This is a genomic window from Lottiidibacillus patelloidae (assembly GCF_002262935.1).
GTDB classification, from domain to species: domain Bacteria; phylum Bacillota; class Bacilli; order Bacillales; family SA5d-4; genus Lottiidibacillus; species Lottiidibacillus patelloidae.
On record NZ_NPIA01000001.1, the window covers coordinates 53,236 to 71,963 of the forward strand.

18 protein-coding genes are annotated in these 18,728 nt (G+C 34.5%); 17 read left to right on the forward strand and 1 reads right to left on the reverse strand.

The genetic code is table 11. The annotated features are described in order from the left end of the window. Positions 1-8 precede the first annotated feature (8 nt). The 13 genes from CIB95_RS00360 to CIB95_RS00420 all read left to right on the forward strand — a co-directional run bounded on the left by CIB95_RS00360 (position 9) and on the right by CIB95_RS00420 (position 13,752). Positions 9-914: a carbohydrate ABC transporter permease gene (locus tag CIB95_RS00360; protein ID WP_094920358.1), complete on the forward strand. Its 906-nt coding sequence runs from the start codon at positions 9-11 to the stop codon at positions 912-914. Then, a complete protein-coding gene (locus tag CIB95_RS00365; protein ID WP_094920360.1) occupies positions 914-1,744 on the forward strand; it encodes a carbohydrate ABC transporter permease in 831 nt (276 codons plus the stop codon). Before CIB95_RS00360 ends, CIB95_RS00365 begins: the two co-directional genes overlap by 1 nt. A 17-nt stretch (positions 1,745-1,761) precedes the next feature. After that, positions 1,762-3,099, forward strand: a complete 1,338-nt coding sequence (locus tag CIB95_RS00370; RefSeq protein WP_094920361.1) for a GH1 family beta-glucosidase — start codon at positions 1,762-1,764, stop codon at positions 3,097-3,099. A 54-nt stretch (positions 3,100-3,153) separates the two neighbouring features. Then, a complete protein-coding gene (gene mgrA, locus CIB95_RS00375) occupies positions 3,154-4,146 on the forward strand; it encodes an L-glyceraldehyde 3-phosphate reductase (protein WP_094920364.1) in 993 nt (330 codons plus the stop codon). A gap of 28 nt (positions 4,147-4,174) precedes the next feature. Next, positions 4,175-5,512 (forward strand): glycoside hydrolase family 30 protein, encoded by a 1,338-nt coding sequence (locus tag CIB95_RS00380; protein WP_094920367.1) that lies wholly within the window; start codon positions 4,175-4,177, stop codon positions 5,510-5,512. Positions 5,513-5,595: 83 nt separating this feature from the next. Beyond that, the gene (locus CIB95_RS00385; RefSeq protein WP_094920369.1) at positions 5,596-8,826 is read left to right on the forward strand and encodes a cellobiose phosphorylase; all 3,231 of its coding nucleotides are present in this window, start codon (positions 5,596-5,598) and stop codon (positions 8,824-8,826) included. A 116-nt stretch (positions 8,827-8,942) separates the two neighbouring features. Next, a complete protein-coding gene (locus CIB95_RS00390; protein ID WP_094920371.1) occupies positions 8,943-9,560 on the forward strand; it encodes an FMN-binding negative transcriptional regulator in 618 nt (205 codons plus the stop codon). 41 nt (positions 9,561-9,601) lie between these two features. Continuing rightward, positions 9,602-9,919: a putative quinol monooxygenase gene (locus CIB95_RS00395; protein WP_094920373.1), complete on the forward strand. Its 318-nt coding sequence runs from the start codon at positions 9,602-9,604 to the stop codon at positions 9,917-9,919. 69 nt (positions 9,920-9,988) lie between these two features. Continuing rightward, entirely contained in the window at positions 9,989-10,423 is a 435-nt protein-coding gene (locus CIB95_RS00400) for an SRPBCC family protein (protein ID WP_094920375.1), read from the forward strand. Positions 10,424-10,467: 44 nt separating this feature from the next. After that, the gene (locus tag CIB95_RS00405; protein ID WP_094920377.1) at positions 10,468-10,965 is read left to right on the forward strand and encodes a metallophosphoesterase family protein; all 498 of its coding nucleotides are present in this window, start codon (positions 10,468-10,470) and stop codon (positions 10,963-10,965) included. A gap of 74 nt (positions 10,966-11,039) precedes the next feature. Continuing rightward, on the forward strand, positions 11,040-11,591 hold the full coding sequence (locus CIB95_RS00410; protein WP_094920380.1) for a hypothetical protein: 552 nt from the start codon (positions 11,040-11,042) through the stop codon (positions 11,589-11,591). A gap of 274 nt (positions 11,592-11,865) precedes the next feature. Beyond that, the gene (locus CIB95_RS00415) at positions 11,866-13,314 is read left to right on the forward strand and encodes a SulP family inorganic anion transporter (protein WP_094920384.1); all 1,449 of its coding nucleotides are present in this window, start codon (positions 11,866-11,868) and stop codon (positions 13,312-13,314) included. Positions 13,315-13,332: 18 nt separating this feature from the next. Then, positions 13,333-13,752 carry a universal stress protein gene (locus CIB95_RS00420; protein ID WP_094920387.1) on the forward strand — a complete coding sequence of 140 codons (420 nt, stop codon included), beginning with the start codon at positions 13,333-13,335 and terminating at the stop codon, positions 13,750-13,752. Between the two features lie 86 nt (positions 13,753-13,838). Here the strand turns inward: CIB95_RS00420 and CIB95_RS00425 are convergent, their stop codons facing one another. Further along, positions 13,839-14,384: a CBO0543 family protein gene (locus tag CIB95_RS00425; protein ID WP_094920390.1), complete on the reverse strand. Its 546-nt coding sequence runs from the start codon at positions 14,382-14,384 to the stop codon at positions 13,839-13,841. A gap of 194 nt (positions 14,385-14,578) precedes the next feature. On the opposite strand from CIB95_RS00425, the gene CIB95_RS00430 reads away from it, so the two are divergent. The 4 genes from CIB95_RS00430 to CIB95_RS16115 are packed head-to-tail and all read left to right on the forward strand — an operon-like array spanning position 14,579 to position 18,601. Then, positions 14,579-16,099, forward strand: a complete 1,521-nt coding sequence (locus tag CIB95_RS00430; RefSeq protein ID WP_094920393.1) for a spore germination protein — start codon at positions 14,579-14,581, stop codon at positions 16,097-16,099. A 14-nt stretch (positions 16,100-16,113) separates the two neighbouring features. Then, positions 16,114-17,205 (forward strand): GerAB/ArcD/ProY family transporter, encoded by a 1,092-nt coding sequence (locus tag CIB95_RS00435; RefSeq protein ID WP_094920396.1) that lies wholly within the window; start codon positions 16,114-16,116, stop codon positions 17,203-17,205. Further along, entirely contained in the window at positions 17,202-18,437 is a 1,236-nt protein-coding gene (locus CIB95_RS00440) for a Ger(x)C family spore germination protein (RefSeq protein WP_094920398.1), read from the forward strand. Before CIB95_RS00435 ends, CIB95_RS00440 begins: the two co-directional genes overlap by 4 nt. Beyond that, positions 18,434-18,601 (forward strand): hypothetical protein, encoded by a 168-nt coding sequence (locus CIB95_RS16115; protein ID WP_158217532.1) that lies wholly within the window; start codon positions 18,434-18,436, stop codon positions 18,599-18,601. The genes CIB95_RS00440 and CIB95_RS16115 overlap by 4 nt, the downstream gene beginning before the upstream one ends. Positions 18,602-18,728 lie beyond the last annotated feature (127 nt).

The following is an 18,728-nucleotide window of genomic DNA, read 5'->3' on the forward strand; positions in this document are numbered from 1 at the left end:
AGAGCTTTATGAAAAAACTAGATTATAAAGGCTATTATTTTATAGCACCATTCTTTTTGGTGTTTGCAATATTTAGTATTTATCCAATACTTTTAACTTTTTATTATACATTTACTCGTTATGAAGGATATGGAGAACCAGTTTTTATTGGACTTGAAAATTATGCCCGAATTTTAACTGACACTTACTTTTTAGAGGCATTTATTAATACATGGAAAATTTGGGGATTTAACTTTGCCCTGCAACTAGGTATAGCTTTACTTCTAGCAGCTTTATTTTCAGATCTTCGATTTAAAGTTAAAGGGCTTGGCTTTTTCAGAGCAATTTTTTACTTGCCAAACTTAATTACTATTAGTTCAGTAGCAATTTTATTTAGCATTATGTTAGATTGGCAATATGGATCAATAAATCAATTCTTAATGAAGCTTGGAATTATTAATGATCCAATTAATTGGCTAAATTCACCATTTACAGCTCAAGTTTCGGTATCGTTAATTTTAACTTGGATGTGGTTTGGATATACGTTTATTGTATTAATGGCAGGGGTATCGGGTATATCAAAAGAGTACTATGAAGCCGCACTAATAGATGGTGCAAATAGATGGCAAACATTTATTTATATTACATTGCCCCTATTAAAACCAATTATGTTATATGTGTTAATTACATCATTAATCGGTGGACTGCAATTATTTGATTTACCAATGTTGTTAACAGATGGTCTAGGTAGTCCGGAAGGCTCGTTAAATACGATGGTTTTATATCTATATAACCAAGCTTTTAAGTACAATAACTATGGATATGCAGCAACAATTGCATACGCATTATTCTTAATCACTGTAGTTTTCTCAGTGATAATATTTAAATCGATGTATCGCGATGTTAAATTGTCTAAAAAGAGGGGGAATATGTAATGAAGAAAAAAAACAGATTTAGTAAACCAATTATATATATTCTCTTAATTCTTTTAGCGATTATTAGCTTCATTCCATTCTATATGATGATTGTAAATGCTACGAGAGACAATAAAGACATTCTTATGGGCTTCACTTTCGTACCTGGAAGTAGTTTGATTGATAACTACAAAACGATGATGGAATATGTCAACATTTGGAATGGTTTTAAAAATAGTTTGATTGTATCCATATCTGTTACGGTGCTTAGTGGATATTTTTCAGCGCTAACAGCGTTTGGGTTTGCAGTTTATAATTTTAAAGGAAAAAATATTCTGTTCCTGTTTATGTTATTAATGATGATGGTTCCTGGGCAACTAGGTTTAATTGGATTTTACGAATTAAATAAAGTACTAGGCACGCTTGATTCCTTTATTCCTTTAATTGTTCCTTCTATTGCAAGTCCGTTTGTCGTGTTTTTCTTAAGACAATATCTTAGCTCAACAATGCATCCTGCACTATTAGAAGCAGCTAGAATAGATGGAGCAAGTGAATTTAAAATCTTCCATTCTATTGCTCTACCAATCATGATGCCAGCAGTTGCAACAATGTCAATCTTTACTTTTATCGGATCTTGGAATAACTACATCGTTCCTTTAGTTGTATTATTTTCACCTGAAAAGTATACATTGCCAGTATTAATGGGCTTCTTAAAAGGCTCACAAGTTGCACAAAACTTAGGTTCGTTATATCTTGGAATTGCAATATCAGTAGTTCCAATTATGATTGCGTTCTTATTCTTCTCTAAATATATTATAAGTAGTATTTCAGCAGGATCTGTAAAAGAATAGAAAAGAGGTAGGTTAATTTGAAATTAAAATTTTCAAAGGACTTTATATTCGGTACGGCAACATCTTCCTACCAAATAGAAGGTGCTATCAATGAAGGCGGAAGAACTCCTTCTATATGGGATACTTTTTCTGAGACTCCTGGGAAAGTATTAAATGGAGATACTGGAGCAATTGCTTGTGACCACTATCATCGATATGAAGAAGATATCGAGATTATTAAAAGTTTAGGTGTTGATTCATACCGTTTTTCGATTGCTTGGCCAAGGATCTTTCCTAAAGATGGAGAGTATAACGCTGAAGGTATGGAGTTTTATAAAAACCTATCTATGAAACTTGTAGAAGCTGGTATTAAGCCATTTGTAACACTATATCATTGGGATATGCCACAGTGGGCGCATGAAAAAGGTGGATGGGTTAGTAGAGACTCTGTACAGTGGTTTAAAGAATTCGCAGAAAAATGTTTTGAAGAGTTAGATGAATATGTAGGAATGTGGATTACACATAATGAACCATGGTGTGCGGCACTTCTAGGGTACCATCAAGGAGTTCATGCACCTGGGCATACAAATATGGAAGAAGCATTAAAAGCTGCACATCATATTATGTTATCTCATGGTGAAGCAGTAAAATTATATAAAGAAGAGATGAAACTTAAAAAGTCCATAGGTATAACGTTGAACCTATCACCTGTATATGGTGCTAGTGATAGTCAAAATGATCAATTAGCTGCCAATAACTTAGATGGATATGTAAACCGCTGGTTCCTTGATCCAATCCTTAAAGGTAACTATCCAATGGACATGATGAATTTATATTCTAAATATGTTCATTCTTATGACTTCATTAAAGAAGGAGACTTAGAGTTAATTGCCTATCCATCAGACTTCCTTGGAATTAACTTTTATAACCGCCAGTTAGTAGAGTTTCATTCTGCTTCAGACTTTTTATTTAAGTCAGCATATTCCGATTATCCAAAATCAGGTATGGGTTGGGACATTTCTCCAAAGGAGTTTAAAGAACTAATTTATAGACTTCGTGAAGAATATACTGACTTACCTATTTATATTACAGAAAACGGAGCTGCCTTTGATGACGTATTAGAGGAAGATGGAACTGTTCATGATAAAGATAGAGTTAGCTATGTGGAACAACATCTAACTGCTGTTGCTGAGTTAAATAATGAGGGACATAATATCGCTGGATACTATTTATGGTCTTTATTAGATAATTTTGAATGGGCATTTGGCTACGAAAAGCGCTTTGGAATAACGTATGTAGATTTTGACACGCAAAAACGTTACTTAAAAGATAGCGCAAAAAGATATACAGAAATAGTAAAAGCAAGAGAAATATAAAATTTTTTTGAATATTCACGAAACCGATTTCGTTAATTAAATGGAGTGAGTAAATTGAACTATACCCCAAAAGAAGACCGCTATGAAAAAATGATTTATAACTATTGTGGCAATAGTGGCTTAAAGCTTCCTGCAATATCGTTAGGTCTATGGCATAACTTTGGCAAAAACGACGACTTTGAAAACGCTCGAAAAATGATTCAAACTGCTTTTGACTTAGGGATTACACATTTTGATTTAGCTAACAATTATGGTCCACCTGCAGGTAGTGCGGAAGAAACATTTGGTGAAATTTTACGAAGCGACTTAGACGGTTATCGCGATGAACTGTTAATTTCAACGAAGGCCGGATATGGAATGTGGGAAGGCCCATACGGAGATTGGGGTTCAAGAAAATATTTAATATCTAGTCTTGACCAGAGCTTGAAGCGTTTAGGGTTAGACTATGTGGATATTTTTTATTCACATCGGTTTGACCCAAACACTCCATTGGAGGAAACAATCGGTGCATTAGACCAAATTGTGAAACAAGGAAAAGCATTATATGTAGGAATTTCTAATTACCCTGCACAAGAAACAAAACGTGCCTCCGAGCTATTAAAGGAGCTAAAAACTCCTTTTATTATCCATCAGCCAGCCTATTCGATGTTCAATCGCTGGGTTGAAGATGGTTTAACGGATGTACTAGAACAAGAAGGGCTAGGAGCAATTGCATTCCAACCTCTTGCCCAAGGGTTATTAACTAATAAATACTTAAATGAAATGCCGAAAGACTCTAGAGCTGCAAGTGAAAGTGTATTTTTAAATCAACATGATTTAACAGAAGAAAAATTAATGCAAGTTCGAAAATTGAATGATATAGCTCAAGAGCGAGGACAAAGTCTAGCACAAATGGCAATTGCTTGGGTGTTACGCAAGAAAACGATTGCCTCGGCATTAATTGGAGCTAGTCGTCCAAGCCAAATTATTGAAAATGTTGAGGCTATTTCTCATTTAGAGTTTAGTGAAGAGGAACTTCAAAAAATTGATAAAATTATAAATGCTTAAACAGCTTTAGAGGCTAGGAGTGTTATGAATGTCAGTAGTAAAAATGATTCTAACAGCTAAAGATTCAGAAGATCGTTTGACGGAAAAACATAGTGTTAAATTCACTGAAAATAATAGTGAAAATGCGGATATTTTAATTGATTCTGCAACAACATATCAAAAGATTTTAGGATTTGGTGGAGCGTTTACAGAAGCAACTGCCTATACTCTTTCACAAATGTCGAGAGACAAAAGAAGTGAAGCTATTAAAAGCTATTTCGACCAAAAGGACGGCTTAGGATATACGATCGGAAGAGTCCATATTCACAGTTGTGATTTTGCATTAGAGAATTACACATATGTGGAAGATAATGACGTCGAGTTGAAATCATTTAATATTGAAAGAGATTATAAGTGGGTTATTCCAATGATTAAGGATGCAATGGAAGCGAAGGGAAGTTCTATTCCTTTACTAGCATCGCCATGGAGTCCACCTGCTTGGATGAAAACGAATAATGAAATGAACCATGGTGGTAAGTTGCTACCTGAATATAGAGATACATGGGCAACATATTATACGAAGTTTATTGATGCATACCAAAGTGAAGGATTAGATGTTTGGGGAATTACAATTCAAAATGAACCAGCAGCTGTTCAAGTTTGGGACTCTTGTATTTATTCAGCAGAGGAAGAAAGAGACTTCGTAAAAAATCACCTAGGTCCAATTATGCATAAAAACGGACATGAAGATGTAAAAATAATCATTTGGGACCATAATCGAGACATTATTGTTGAACGTGCTTCAACAGTATTGGAAGATCCTGAAGCTGCAAAGTATGTTTGGGGTACAGGTATTCACTGGTATGTTAGTGAAGAATTTGAAAAGGTAGGCGAAGTTCACGACCGTTTCCCTGACAAACATTTACTATTTACCGAAGGATGCCAAGAAGGTGGCGTAAAGCTTGGGGAATGGTTTACAGGTGAACGTTATGGTAGAAATATGATTGGTGACTTAAATAACTGGGTGGAAGGCTATTTAGATTGGAACATGGTCCTTAATGAAGAAGGTGGGCCAAATCACGTTCGCAACCTATGTGACGCACCTATCATAGCTGATACACAGACAAATGAGTTGCATTATAACAGTTCTTATTATTATATTGGTCATTTTAGTAAATACGTTCGCCCTAATGCGATGAGAATTAAAGTGACGAACAAAAATAAACAACTTCAAACAACAGGTTTCCTTAATGAAGATGGAACTCTAGCAATTATTGTAATGAATGAGACGGATAATACTAGTATTTTCTCTATGGGGTACAAAGGGCAAAGTTGTCAATTAGAGTTACCGCCACATTCTATTGCTACCTATTTGTTTGAAAAGTAAAAACTATAAAAATGATGTTTGGGGTGAAGGTTAATTAATCTTCACCTTATTCATATGACATGATTAATGAGGTGGAAAAATTAATGTCTAATAAAAAATACTCATTCGATGAAAAGAATAGATTTGTAATCGAGGATTATGATAAAGCGAAGACGTTTTCTAGCTTTTTACCTGGTATCGCTGGTGTAAAAGGAATACCAATGTGGACTTTTTACGTGAACCGTGGACAAGGAATTTGTAGTTTTGGTGTAAAAGATAAAAACTCACCGATTATGGAGTTTTCACCTGCCAATATTGCCTATAAAAATGTTCCTGTTAGTGGTTTTCGAACATTTATTAAGCTAAAAGATACTGGAAAAGTCATTGAGCCTTTTGCTCCTACTCCCATTAATCCAAAGATAAAAAGAAACATGTATGTTAGTGCGAACCAACTTACGATTGAAGAAGTAAATAACGTGGAAGGGCTTAAAGTAACGGTAGACTATTTTAATATTCCTGAAACAAACTTTGCTGGTTTAGTTCGTAAAGTAGTAATCACTAACCTTAAAGGTGAAGATGTTGAGGTTGAAGTACTTGATGGAATGCCAGAAATACTTCCATATGGTGTTGAGAATGCCGCTTATAAAGAAGTTGGAAATCTCTTAAGAAGTTGGATGGAAGTATACAACATGGAAAATCAAATTCCATACTACCATGTTAGAGCGAGCATGGGCGATGAAGCAGAGGTTTCTGAAGTAACAAAAGGCCATTTCTACTTAACTTTTACAGAAGAGGAAAAGTTGATTACGCCAATTGTTGATGCAGAATTAGTATTTGGACAAGATCAATCGTTGCAAAATCCAGAAAGGTTTATGAGTAATTCGTTAACAGAAATCATGAATTCTTCACAAGTAACGGCAAATAAAGTTCCATGTGGTTTTACACCTACAACTAGCAAGATTGGTTCGAATAAAAGTCATACGATTTGCAGTATTATTGGACATGTATCGTCGATTGAACTAATTCAGAACCAAGTAGATGAAATGACTAGTATTAACTTCATTGAAGAGAAGCAAAGGGTAGCAAACGAGTTAGTTAAGGAGTTAACAAATACAATAAATACGTCAACATCATCAAATGTGTTTAATGAGTACGCACGCCAAAGTTATTTAGATAACTTACTCCGAGGCGGCTACCCTTATATTTTGGAAAATGGCAAAGATGGATTCGTTTATCATTTATTTTCTAGAAAACATGGAGATTTAGAGCGCGACTATAACTTTTTCTCGATAGCTCCGGAATACTATTCGCAAGGAAACGGTAATTTCCGTGATGCTAACCAAAATAGAAGAAATGATATTTACTTTAATCCTAAAGTGGGAAGATTTAATGTCAAAATGTTTATGAGCTTAATCCAAGCAGATGGTTATAATCCACTTTCTGTTGAAGGATGTTCATTTACAATTAAAAACGACAATAAAGCAAGTGTTAAGGACTTGCTTGAACGATATGTAAATAGTCATAAGCAAGAGTTAGAAAAGCTTTTGCAAGGTAAGTTTACACCAGGTAAAATCGTAAACTATTTGACAAACGAAAATGTTGATTTATCAATAAGTGAAGATGAGTTTCTTGTTGAAGTATTAAAACTTTCAGAGCAAAATATCGAAGCAAGCTTTGGTGAAGGCTTTTGGGTAGACCATTGGACATATAATATGGACTTGGTTGAAAGCTATCTAGATATTTATCCTGAACAATTAGAAGATTTTATGTTTGTTGATAGCAGTTATACTTTCTTTGATAGCCCAGTATACGTCCTACCAAGAAGTGAAAAGTATGTATTATCAAAAGGTAAGGTAAGACAATACGGTTCAATCTTAGAAGATGAAGAAAAAATGGAAAAGCTAGGTATTTCATTAAATGATACAAACTGGTTACGAACGAATCATGGCTTAGGGGATATTTATAAGACAAACTTATTTGTTAAGTTAGTATCATTGTCTTTAAATAAGTTTGCTACTTTAGATCCTTTTGGTATGGGAATTGAAATGGAAGCCAATAAGCCTGGCTGGAACGATGCAATGAATGGTCTTCCAGGAATATTTGGTTCGGGATTAAGTGAAACGTTTGAGTTAAAGCGTGTTGTTCAATTTGTACTTTCTACTATTAAAAAGGTCAAAAACCAAAACGTTAATCTTCCTAATGAGATTTACACGTTAATGCAAGGCGTAGCTAAAAACTTAGAAGCGTATAAACAGGAAGAGCTAACGGACTTTACTTATTGGGATGTTACATCTTCTTTAAGAGAAGAGTATCGTAAGCAAATCCGCTTTGGTATTGATGGCAAAGAGCAAGAAATGAACATTGAAGAGATAGAGGCAATCTTCAAACAAATGCTTTGGAAGCTTAACAAAGGAATAGAGAAAGCGAAAGAAATAGGAAATGGACTATATCCAACTTATCTTTCTTACGAAGCTGTTGAGTTTGAAAAAGTGAAAGATGAAGCAGGGAAACAAATCATTAGTCACTATGGATTGCCTAAAGCAACAGTGAAAGCATTTACAGTCGAAGCTCTACCATATTTCTTAGAAGGGCCAGCGCGTGCTTTTAAAACGATAGAAGACAGTGGTGAGGCAAAAGAAATCTATTCAAAAATTAAAGACTCAGACTTATATGATAAAAAAATAAATATGTATAAAACATCTGTTAGTTTAAATGGTCAATCACATGAAATTGGGAGAATTAAGGCATTCACTCCTGGCTGGCTAGAACGAGAATCAGTATTTTTGCACATGTCCTATAAATATTTACTTAGCATATTTAAAGCAGGTCTATATGATGAATACTTTAATGAAATGAAAACATCATTAATCCCATTTATTGATCCAGATATGTATGGAAGAAGTATACTTGAAAACTCTTCGTTTATTGCAAGCTCAGTAAATCCAGACCAATCTGTCCATGGAAGAGGGTTTGTTGCTAGACTAAGTGGATCTACTGCTGAATTTTTAAGTATGTGGACTTTCATGATGATAGGTAAGAAGCCTTTCAAAATGGAGGATGACGAACTAACGTTATCATTTTCACCAATTCTTCCTGGTTGGTTATTTAAAGAAGATGGAACATTATCGTTTAACTTTCTAGGGCATACAGAAGTTGTGTACAATAATGAGGATAGAAAGAACACTTATGGCGAAAACAAACCAAATGTCGAGTCATTTGTTTTGCATGATGAAAATGGTGAAAAGACTACAGTGCAAGAAAAAAGCTTAAAAGGCGAACAAGCGATGGCACTAAGAAATGGAAAGTATACAAAAGTTGAAGTATTTTTGCGTTAAAATTATCAAAGGGTTATTAATGCTTTGTTAAGACGATGAAAGGACGGTGCCTAATGGCTTCGTCCTTTTTTAATATATTGTGGTAAAATTAAGAAAACTTATAAAAGGTGATATTAATGTATATTCCTCCCCATTTTCAAATCAAAGATAATGATATAGCCAATAGAATAATGAAAGAAAATAGTTTTGCCACAGTCATTTCAACGAAAGATGGTTTACCTGAAGCGACACAATTACCTTTACTGCTAGATGCTGAAAATGAGTATTTATATGGTCATTTTGCTAGACCGAATTTGCAATGGAAGAATATTGAGAATGGGTTAGTTCTCGTCGTTTTCCAAGGGCCTCATTGTTATATTTCGCCATCTTGGTATGAAACTAAGACGGCAGTTCCGACGTGGAATTATGTCTCTGTTCAAGTGACAGGCAAAGCTTATCTTATTAATGACGAGCAAGAATTAACGTCTTATATGCGTCAGTTAGTGCAACAATATGAAGACATTGATAGTACGTATAAGCTGGAAGAAGTAGATGCTAACTATCTCAAAGGTCTAAATAAAGGTATCCAAGCTTTTAAAATTAAAATTAATAAAATAGAAGGAATTACAAAGCTAAGCCAGAATCACTCAAGTGAGAGACAAGCACTAGTCATTCAAAATCTCGAACAAAAAGAAGCGGAAAATGAACGTAAAATTGCAGCACTTATGAAAGACAATTTACATAAAGGAAACTAGAGCTTTGCTGAAGTATCTTCATTTAAGGAAGGGGAGAAATAATGAATAACTATAGTTTATTTGGTAAAATAACTGCCAAAGATGGTGAGCAAGAAACACTATTAACAATTTTATTAGAGGCAGCAGAGGCAATGAAATCTGTAGAAGACTGTGAGATTTATGCAGTAAATACATCTACTGAAGACTCAAATAGTATCTTTGTGTATGAGGTTTGGAAAGATGAACAAGCCCATCTTGCATCACTTCACCTTGAGGTAACACAAACATTAATTAAAAAAGCTAAACCAATCATTGCTGGTATGGAAAGGATTGTCACGCTTCAAGCAAAAGGTGGAAAAGGAATCTCGTCATCCATATAGCCTACTCAAAAAGTACAAAATCAAATGAATCAAATTAGTGACTAAATATAATTATAGGAGTGCATGAAGATGAAAAACGTAACTAAAATGAAAATAGCCAAGCCAGCGATAGAAGTTTTTGAAGCATTAGTTGATCAAAATAAGATCGGTAACTATTGGTTTTCTTCTAGTTCGGAAAGATGGGAAGAAGGAAAAACAATTACGCTAAAATATAATGAATATAATGCCGAAGGTCAAATGGAAGTAGTAGAAATAGAAATGAATAAAAAAATAGTGTTCAAATGGGGTCCAGCTGAAGAAGTACATACTGTAACAATTACACTCAATGAGACGGAACAGTCAAATACTATTATTGAAGTTGTTGAAGACGGATTTATTGAAGAAGACGATAACTTACTGCTGAAAATGTTAGATAATAAAGAGGGCTGGGTTTACATGCTTACATGTTTAAAAGGTTACTTAGAAAATGGTATAAATAATTTAAGAGCAGATTTAGTTAAATAAATTCGAGAGATCAATTATGCTCTCTTTTTATTTGAGGTGAGTCAATGATTGTTGGAGTGGTCTCAGATACACATATACCAAAGAGGGCGAAGAAGTTACCAAAAGTACTACTGGAAAGTTTTAAAAACGTTGATCTTATTATTCATGCAGGCGACTGGCAAACGATGGACGTTTATCGCGAATTGTCAAAATTAGCCCCTGTTGTTGGGGTATCAGGCAATGTTGAAGATGGAGAAGTGTTGGCATTTTTTGAGAAGAAAAAGATAGTACAGCTAGGCGCATTTCGAGTTGGAGTTGTACATGGTGACGGCAAAGGCAAAACGACACTAAAGCGTGCATATGAAGCATTTGAAAATGAAAAAGTGGATGTTATTATTTTTGGGCATTCACATATTCCCTTATTAGAAGAACATAATGGTGTAATCCTGTTTAATCCTGGCTCAGCAACGGATAAAAGAAGGCAACAAAGATACTCTTATGGTTTAATTCAAGTAGACAGTAATTTGAAAATTGATCATGTTTATTATGATAGTAAAGAGTAAATAAATTGAACGGTTTTCAATGAAGTATTGATGAAAAATAAACAATAATTACAGGTTAATAAATAGGAGTTTTTATGGACAAAGTATTCTATCCAAGCAAAAGAATTAAAAATTCAGGGATAATATTATTTATTTTCTTTTTCTCGTTTTTCGTTATAAGTTTTTTTGTGATAAAAGAGACCTTCTGGATAGCATTCTCTGGAGTTTATACTCTGTATCAACTAATCGTGTTATATCAGATAATGAACAATCAGCTTTTTGTTAAAATTAATGATCGGGCAATAACGGTATCTTCACTACCTCTGTTATTTATTAAACAGAATCGAGTCAAATGGGAAGAAATATCAGAATTTAATTATTCATTAAATAAAGGAATTGTATTGTTAACAATACACAGGCGTCACGGAAAAAAAGTGCTTATTAATGGCTATAATGATATGAAATTCCATACAGCATTTTTATCTAATCTTTCAAATGATAAAGGTCAAATTAGACAAACTATTGATGAGTTAAATAATTTATTGATTGAAGAACAAAAACGAGTAAAGAAAAAATTATATTTATCAGCCTTGCTAATAGTAATACCAATATTAGTTCTTATCATTTCTATCGTATTTTTCGTGTAAAGAGTTTGCACTTAAAAATAAAAGAAAAGATAAAAAAACGATTACTTTTGCAGTAATCGTTTTTTTAATTCAGTAAGAAACTAACATCCTTGACAGCTTATAAAACCTTCGTAATAAAACATATAAATAATTGATAACATATGACAAGATGGAAGCAGCACTTGAAAAAGACATTTTATAATATTAGAAAAAAAGCAAGCTCTCGCCTGTTTTTTTCGTTTTTTCATGTAAATGATAAAAACCGCTCATACTACAACAGAAAGGGGGATCAGACTTGGAGAAAATATCGTACAGGCAATCATGGTTTGGAAATATTAAAGGAGATATTCTCTCAGGTATTGTCGTCGCTTTAGCACTAATTCCTGAAGCTATAGCCTTTTCAATCATTGCTGGTGTTGACCCGATGGTTGGGTTATACGCATCATTCACGATTGCTGTAACCATTGCCTTTTTAGGTGGAAGGCCGGGAATGATCTCTGCTGCAACTGGTGCAATGGCACTCTTATTTGTGAACTTAGTCGCTGACCATGGCGTTCAATATTTACTAGCAGCCACAGTCCTAACAGGAGTACTCCAAATTCTTTTTGGCGTTTTTAAATTAGCGAGATATATGAAGTTTATCCCAAGATCTGTGATGGTTGGTTTTGTGAACGCCTTAGCAATTCTTATATTCACAGCGCAATTGCAACATTTCGTGAACGAGAAGTCGATTATTTTTACATTAGTTGCCGTCACACTCGTTATTATTTATCTATTTCCTTATATTACAAAAGCCGTTCCCTCGACGTTAGTGGCAATTGTCGTTATTACAGCATTATCTATCTTTTTGAATTATGGTGTGAGGACTGTTGGCGATATGGGGGCTATCAAACAATCTCTTCCGGATTTTTTATTGCCGAATATCCCATTAACGTTTGAAACATTAATGATTATTCTGCCATACTCTCTAGCCTTAGCAGTTGTAGGGCTCCTCGAATCACTATTAACAGCGACTATTGTTGATGATATGACTGATTCAGGAAGTGATAAGAATATGGAGTCTCGAGGGCAAGGAATTGCTAATATAATAACTGGTTTCTTTGGTGGTATGGCTGGATGTGCAATGATTGGTCAGTCTGTTATTAATGTGAAATCTGGTGGGAGAGGGAGACTATCTGCGTTAGTTGCTGGGGTATTTCTGATGTTTCTCATCGTTGTGTTAGGAGACATTGTCGTACAAATCCCAATGGCAGCCTTAGCTGGAGTAATGATTATGGTTTCAATTAGTACCTTTGATTGGAACTCACTCCGAACATTACATATCGTTCCAAGAAGCGATGCAGTTGTGATGGTTGTCACAGTATTAGCAGTTGTTTTGACGCATAATTTAGCTATCGGAGTTTTCACTGGAATTATCTTAAGTGCAATCTTCTTTGTTTCTAAAATTTCGAAGTTGCGTGTAAAAAGTCATCGAAGTGGGAATAAACGAATATACAACATTAATGGTGAACTCTTCTTTGCTTCCGTCACAGAGCTTTTCTCGATGTTTAATTACTCAGAAGAACTTGAGTCTGTTGAAATTGATTTAAGTCGCTCACACATATGGGATGATTCAGCGGTAGCAGCAATCGATAAGATTGTCGCAAAATTTGAAGCGAATGCAATAACGGTGAAAGTTACGGGTCTAAACGAAGATAGTTCAGAACTTGTAGACAAGTTAGCAAATAAACTTGGTGCGCATTAATTAAAGGTGGTAATTGTCATGTACAAAAAAATATTATTAGCAACGGACGGATCAGACCACGCAAAAAGAGCTGCTGAAAATGCAATTCATATCACAACATGTAGTGAGGGTGCTGAAATTACAATTGTTTATGCAGTTGCTCCTGATAAAGCAAAGTCAGATGTGTTAGCAAATTGGAATGCTTCAGAAATTAATGATGTTCGTAGAGAAAGAGTAAGTGATGTAGAAAACAAAGCGAGAGAAGCTGGGGTAAAGTACGAAGTGAAAATTTTACACGGTGAGCCTGGACCGACAATAGTTGACTATGCTAATAAAAATACTTTCGATATAGTTGTAATCGGAAGTCGAGGATTGAATGGGTTGCAAGAACTAGTGTTAGGTAGTGTAAGTCATAAAGTGGCAAAGCGAGCAAATTGTCCAGTTTTAATTGTGAAATAAAGTTTAAATGGGAACAGCAATAGAATGTTCCCATTTCTACATTTTTTTATATTAATGGTACCTCCCTACCCTCAATATGTTTTCTTTTAGGTTTTATTTTTTTCCAGGAAGTAATATACAAATACTCTAAAAATGATTGGCAAAACAATATAAATTGGTAGGGAATAATAGTAATGCCAGTTTATGGGCTTGTATATTCCTGTATAATCCAAAAATGGTTCTGCAATAAAAGCAGCGATAACACCTATTACAACATTACCTAGAATAAAGTGTTTCCATTTAGTGAAATAGTGATAAACAATCATATATCCAACTGGAATAAGAGTAAAATTATAAGGGTTTAATCCACGATTCGTTTGTACTAATTGGTAGGGATACGCCCATGTCCCAGTCATCACACCAATTTCGTCTAATTGACTTGATAGAAGTCCAATTAATAGTCCATAAGATAAAACTTCAGCTTTTTTTTCTTTAGGAATTACTTTATACCAAATAATCCATGGAACGATAAACATCAATAACAATCCCCACCACTGTAATGAGAAAAGATCATGACCTTTCCAGTATTCAAATCTTAAATGATGTAATTCCTTTTGCACATCAATAACATTCTCAAATGAAGGGTACGACATCGTTTCATCCTAACGTAAGTACTTTTCTTCTTATTATTTATTTCAATTTTAATAATATGCAAAGAAGTCTGCTTATATATAAGTAGGTTTCTTCTAGTTCTCTATACTCTGAATGCACGTCAGCTATTACATAATTTAACTTGCATTGGGCAAATTAACCAAATAAAGAAGTGAGTAGCTTTGGGAGGGCTTGTATGTTCTTTTCTAGAAAGAAACAGCAAAATCAAAGACAAATGCAAGCGACGGCATTAACTAAGAATCTAAATGAAAACTTAGAAATGTTAAAATCTGAGTTTAATTATCCAAAGAATAAAGACTTTTATATAAAAGAGATTTTTATCGCATCGCTTCAAAAAAAAGGGTATTTACTATATATAAATGGAACTGTTGATGTAAAAAGCATGGAACAACTAGTCATTCGCCCACTAATAAATAGTCAAATTAAAGATAAGAATGAAGATGATTATCCTTTTTTGTTACATCACGTATTAACGACTGTTAGTGGAGAAGAAGTTCAAGCGATTTCTTCAATCGTAAATGATCTCTTATCAGGACATACGATAATCATCATCGAAGGAGAAGCAAGTGCACTAACGATAAGTACCGAAGGATTCGAAACAAGACAAATTGAAAAACCAGCAAATGAAACAGTAATAAAAGGTCCGAAAGAATCATTTACAGAATCAGCGAGCAAAAATTTATCGTTAATAAGAAAGCAATTAAAAAATAAAGACTTAGTTACAGAGTTTGTCCAAGTAGGAAAAACTGATAAGCAAAAAGTTTCATTGATGTATGTACAGTCAATCGCAGATGATGACTTAGTCAACCGTGTCAAAAAGCGAGTGGAAGAAATTGAAGCGGATGCCATTCCTGAATTAAGCTTTATCGAACAGCATATTGAAGAGCGGCCATATTCACTAGTCCCTTCATGTTTAATGACGGAAAGACCTGATAGGGCTGCTTCATTTTTACGGGAAGGGCACGTCATAATCTTATATGGACCATCTCCATATGCATTGGTTACCCCGATTACCTTTTGGTCATTATTTCATACCGGTGAGGATTATTATGAGCGCTGGGCATACGGGAACTTTATACGGTTAATTCGCCTCTTAGCTGTAATGGTTGCGCTTCTAACGCCAGCTATTTACATCGCGGCAACGAACTTTCATCCAGAGATGTTACCGACAGATTTACTTTTAGCCATTAGTGCAACCCGTGAGATGGTTCCTTTTCCAGCGATATTAGAAGTTCTAATTATGGAGTTAACATTTGAGTTATTACGAGAAGCAGGTATTCGAATACCGACAGCAATTGGACCGACAATTGGAATAGTTGGTGCACTCATCTTAGGACAAGCAGCTGTAGACGCGAATGTCATTAGTCCCATTATGGTTATTGTCGTTGCAATCACAGGTCTTGCGTCATTTGCGATACCGGAGATTGGCTTTAGTTATATCATTCGTATTTTAAGATTTGGCTTTTTAATTGCCGCAGCAGTTGTTGGTTTTTACGGAATAGCCTTGTTTATGGTCGTTTGCCTTGCTTACTTAGCGTCGATAAATACATTTGGAGTAGCATTTTTATCACCACTTGCACCACATTACCCTTCTTCAAAGGACTTAATTATTCGACCACCAGTATGGAAGTTATGGTTAAGGCCGCAGAATATTCAACCAAAGAAGAGAAATCGCTCGAATAAACCTACCTCTTAATTAGGAGAATAATAATGAAAAAATTGGATGGGAAATTAGGAACGAGAGAATTTGTTGCATTACTTTTATTGACAATATCTTTAAAAGTTACTGACTCTACACCTACAATCCTTTTAGGTAAAGGGGAGAATGCTAGCTGGATGCTTCCAATTATCTCAGCATCTACTATTCTCATCCCATTTTTATTTTTATTGTCACTCTTAAAAAAATATAAAGATAAAAATATTGTGGAGATTGGCTACAGCTTAACTGGGAATATCTTCGGCTTTATTATTGGCATGACTCTATTTCTGATGATGTTTGTCGGAACAATTGCCAATAGTCGAAGCTATGTTGAGATCATTTCACCGATGTTTTTTACTACTACGCCAGTACCTTTCCTTTATATCTTACTTTTGTTTGTTGGTTACTTTGTGGCGAATCGCGGGTTTGAAACAATTGGAAGAACAGCTTGGCTAATCGTTCCTTACATTTCTGTCGCATTAGCATTGCTCGTAATATTTGTTTGGACAGACCTTGACCCGATATTCTTATTTCCGATCGCAGGTCCAGGTCTTAAAGAGTTGGTTCTTAGTGGAGTCAAAAATACTACTATTTTTGGAGAGTTAATCCTTATTGGTGTCATATACCCATTTCTAAGAAGTTATAAAACCTTTAAAAATGGAGCATTGCTCTCCTTAATACTAACGACTATAACTTTAAGTTTATTTTTAGCAATTTATGTGATGGCATTTTCTTTTCCTCCTGCAAAGTTCATTGCTTTTCCATTTCAAAATTTAACGCGTATGGCACAAGTTGGGGAAGCATTAGAGCATTCAGAATCTATTTATTTAGGATTTTGGGTGATGGCCTCGACCATTCATTTTGCCGTCTATTTGTATCTAGCAGCAGCACTTTTTGCTTACACTTTAAAATTAAAAGAGTTGGAGCCACTAATCTTACCAATAGCTGGGCTATGCTTTTTTGTTGGCATGATACCAGAAAACTACGTAGAAACAGTCTTTAAATTTAGGGAAGGGTATTTCAACATATATTCATTAATCTTTTTCTTTTTACCCATATTGTTATGGAGTATTAGTCGCTGGAAAGGTAGGAATAGTGGATGAATAGGAAGTATCTTATTTTAGCTTTGCTACCGTTTCTATTATCAGGGTGTTGGGATAAGTTAGAATTAGAAGAGCAGGCATTTGTTGTTGTATTAGGTGTCGATCTTGCCGAAGATGAGGAGTTCATTGATGTAACTTTTCAAATGGCTAACCCACAAGTGGGGTCAACGACAAAAGCAACAGCGGAAAATGAAAAGCCGTCAGTGATATTAACGTTGCCTGCCACAGACATAATCAGTGCACGTGATACAGCCAATGCACTAGTGACAAGAAAAATAAACCTTTCTCATTTGAAAACGATAATTATAAGTGAAGAATTAGCAAAAACAGATAAATTTGATAAAGTAGTTTCTTCGTCAATACGTGATCGACAAATACGAAGAGAGATTAATATCATCGTAACTAAGGAGAAGGCAGCAGAATTTATTAATAACAACAAACCACAATTAGAAACAAGGCCACATAAATACTTTGAATTCATGCAAAAAAGGTGGAGAGATACAGGATTAGTACCATATTCTACTTTCAACCGGTACTTTCAACGCAGTGAATCAACCAATACGCTTTTTATGGCGATTTTAGCAACGTCCAAAAAGCAAGAGCTAAAGTCAAAAGGATATGAAGATAATTATGAAGCAGGACAAATTAACGCAAGAGGTGGAGATCCGGTTCAAGTAATTGGTTCTGCAATATTAAAAGAAGGTAAGTTAATTGATACAATTACTGGTGAAGAAACGCGAATAGCTTTGTTGCTTCGAAAAGAATCGGAAGCAGATAATTGGTTAGCTACATATGAAGACCCCCTAAATGAGGGGTACCGTATAGCAGCACGATTAATAAAGGATAAAAAAACAAAAATTAACATCAATACTGACAAGAAGACGCCTGTCGTTGATGTTACTGTTCCAATTACGTTTCAAGTTGTCGCTATTCCTAGTCAAGAAAATTATGTCCTAGACTTAAAGAAGCAAAAGCTACTTAAAAAGTCCATTGCAAAAGCACTAGAGGAAAAGACAATGGAATTTGTGAAGAAAACAAAAGAAGAATATAAAGATGAACCATTTTTATGGGGTTATGAAGTACAGAAAAACTTTACTACAAAGAAAGCATATGAGAAATACAATTGGAAAGAAAAATACTTACAAGCAGAAGTGAAAGTGAAATATGAAATTACTATTGAAGATTTCGGTAAGCAATTACGACCACATGAAAAAGAAGGTGGGGAAAATTGAGTCTTGTAATATTGGCAATTGCGATTTATTTAACGTACTATACGATTCGCTATGGCTTGTTAGTGAGAAAGGAAGAATCCAAAGGGGCAAGCATCGTTATTTTTATTCTTGCTTCCACCTTCATTCCATTAATGATTTGGCTAAATTATTTTAGTAATAAATAAAGAATTATTAAGAGCTAATACCTCATGATGTATTAGCTCTTTTGCTATATTTATGAGAGGGAATTAACAAGTTAATATAGAATACTTAGATTAGATAGTTTTTAACAGTAGTCCTAAAATAGGGGGA

Excerpts from the sequence above, each read along its gene's own strand:
- CIB95_RS00405 (WP_094920377.1), top strand. The coding sequence starts at position 10,468 with ATGATTGTTGGAGTGGTCTCAGATACACATATACCAAAGAGGGCGAAG.
- CIB95_RS00425 (WP_094920390.1), bottom strand. The coding sequence starts at position 14,384 with ATGTCGTACCCTTCATTTGAGAATGTTATTGATGTGCAAAAGGAATTA.
- CIB95_RS00435 (WP_094920396.1), top strand. The coding sequence starts at position 16,114 with ATGAAAAAATTGGATGGGAAATTAGGAACGAGAGAATTTGTTGCATTA.
- CIB95_RS00440 (WP_094920398.1), top strand. The coding sequence starts at position 17,202 with ATGAATAGGAAGTATCTTATTTTAGCTTTGCTACCGTTTCTATTATCA.
- CIB95_RS00400 (WP_094920375.1), top strand. The coding sequence starts at position 9,989 with ATGAAAAACGTAACTAAAATGAAAATAGCCAAGCCAGCGATAGAAGTT.
- CIB95_RS00360 (WP_094920358.1), top strand. The coding sequence starts at position 9 with ATGAAAAAACTAGATTATAAAGGCTATTATTTTATAGCACCATTCTTT.
- CIB95_RS00365 (WP_094920360.1), top strand. The coding sequence starts at position 914 with ATGAAGAAAAAAAACAGATTTAGTAAACCAATTATATATATTCTCTTA.
- CIB95_RS00395 (WP_094920373.1), top strand. The coding sequence starts at position 9,602 with ATGAATAACTATAGTTTATTTGGTAAAATAACTGCCAAAGATGGTGAG.
- CIB95_RS00430 (WP_094920393.1), top strand. The coding sequence starts at position 14,579 with ATGTTCTTTTCTAGAAAGAAACAGCAAAATCAAAGACAAATGCAAGCG.
- CIB95_RS00385 (WP_094920369.1), top strand. The coding sequence starts at position 5,596 with ATGTCTAATAAAAAATACTCATTCGATGAAAAGAATAGATTTGTAATC.
- CIB95_RS00410 (WP_094920380.1), top strand. The coding sequence starts at position 11,040 with ATGGACAAAGTATTCTATCCAAGCAAAAGAATTAAAAATTCAGGGATA.
- CIB95_RS00380 (WP_094920367.1), top strand. The coding sequence starts at position 4,175 with ATGTCAGTAGTAAAAATGATTCTAACAGCTAAAGATTCAGAAGATCGT.
- CIB95_RS00420 (WP_094920387.1), top strand. The coding sequence starts at position 13,333 with ATGTACAAAAAAATATTATTAGCAACGGACGGATCAGACCACGCAAAA.
- CIB95_RS00390 (WP_094920371.1), top strand. The coding sequence starts at position 8,943 with ATGTATATTCCTCCCCATTTTCAAATCAAAGATAATGATATAGCCAAT.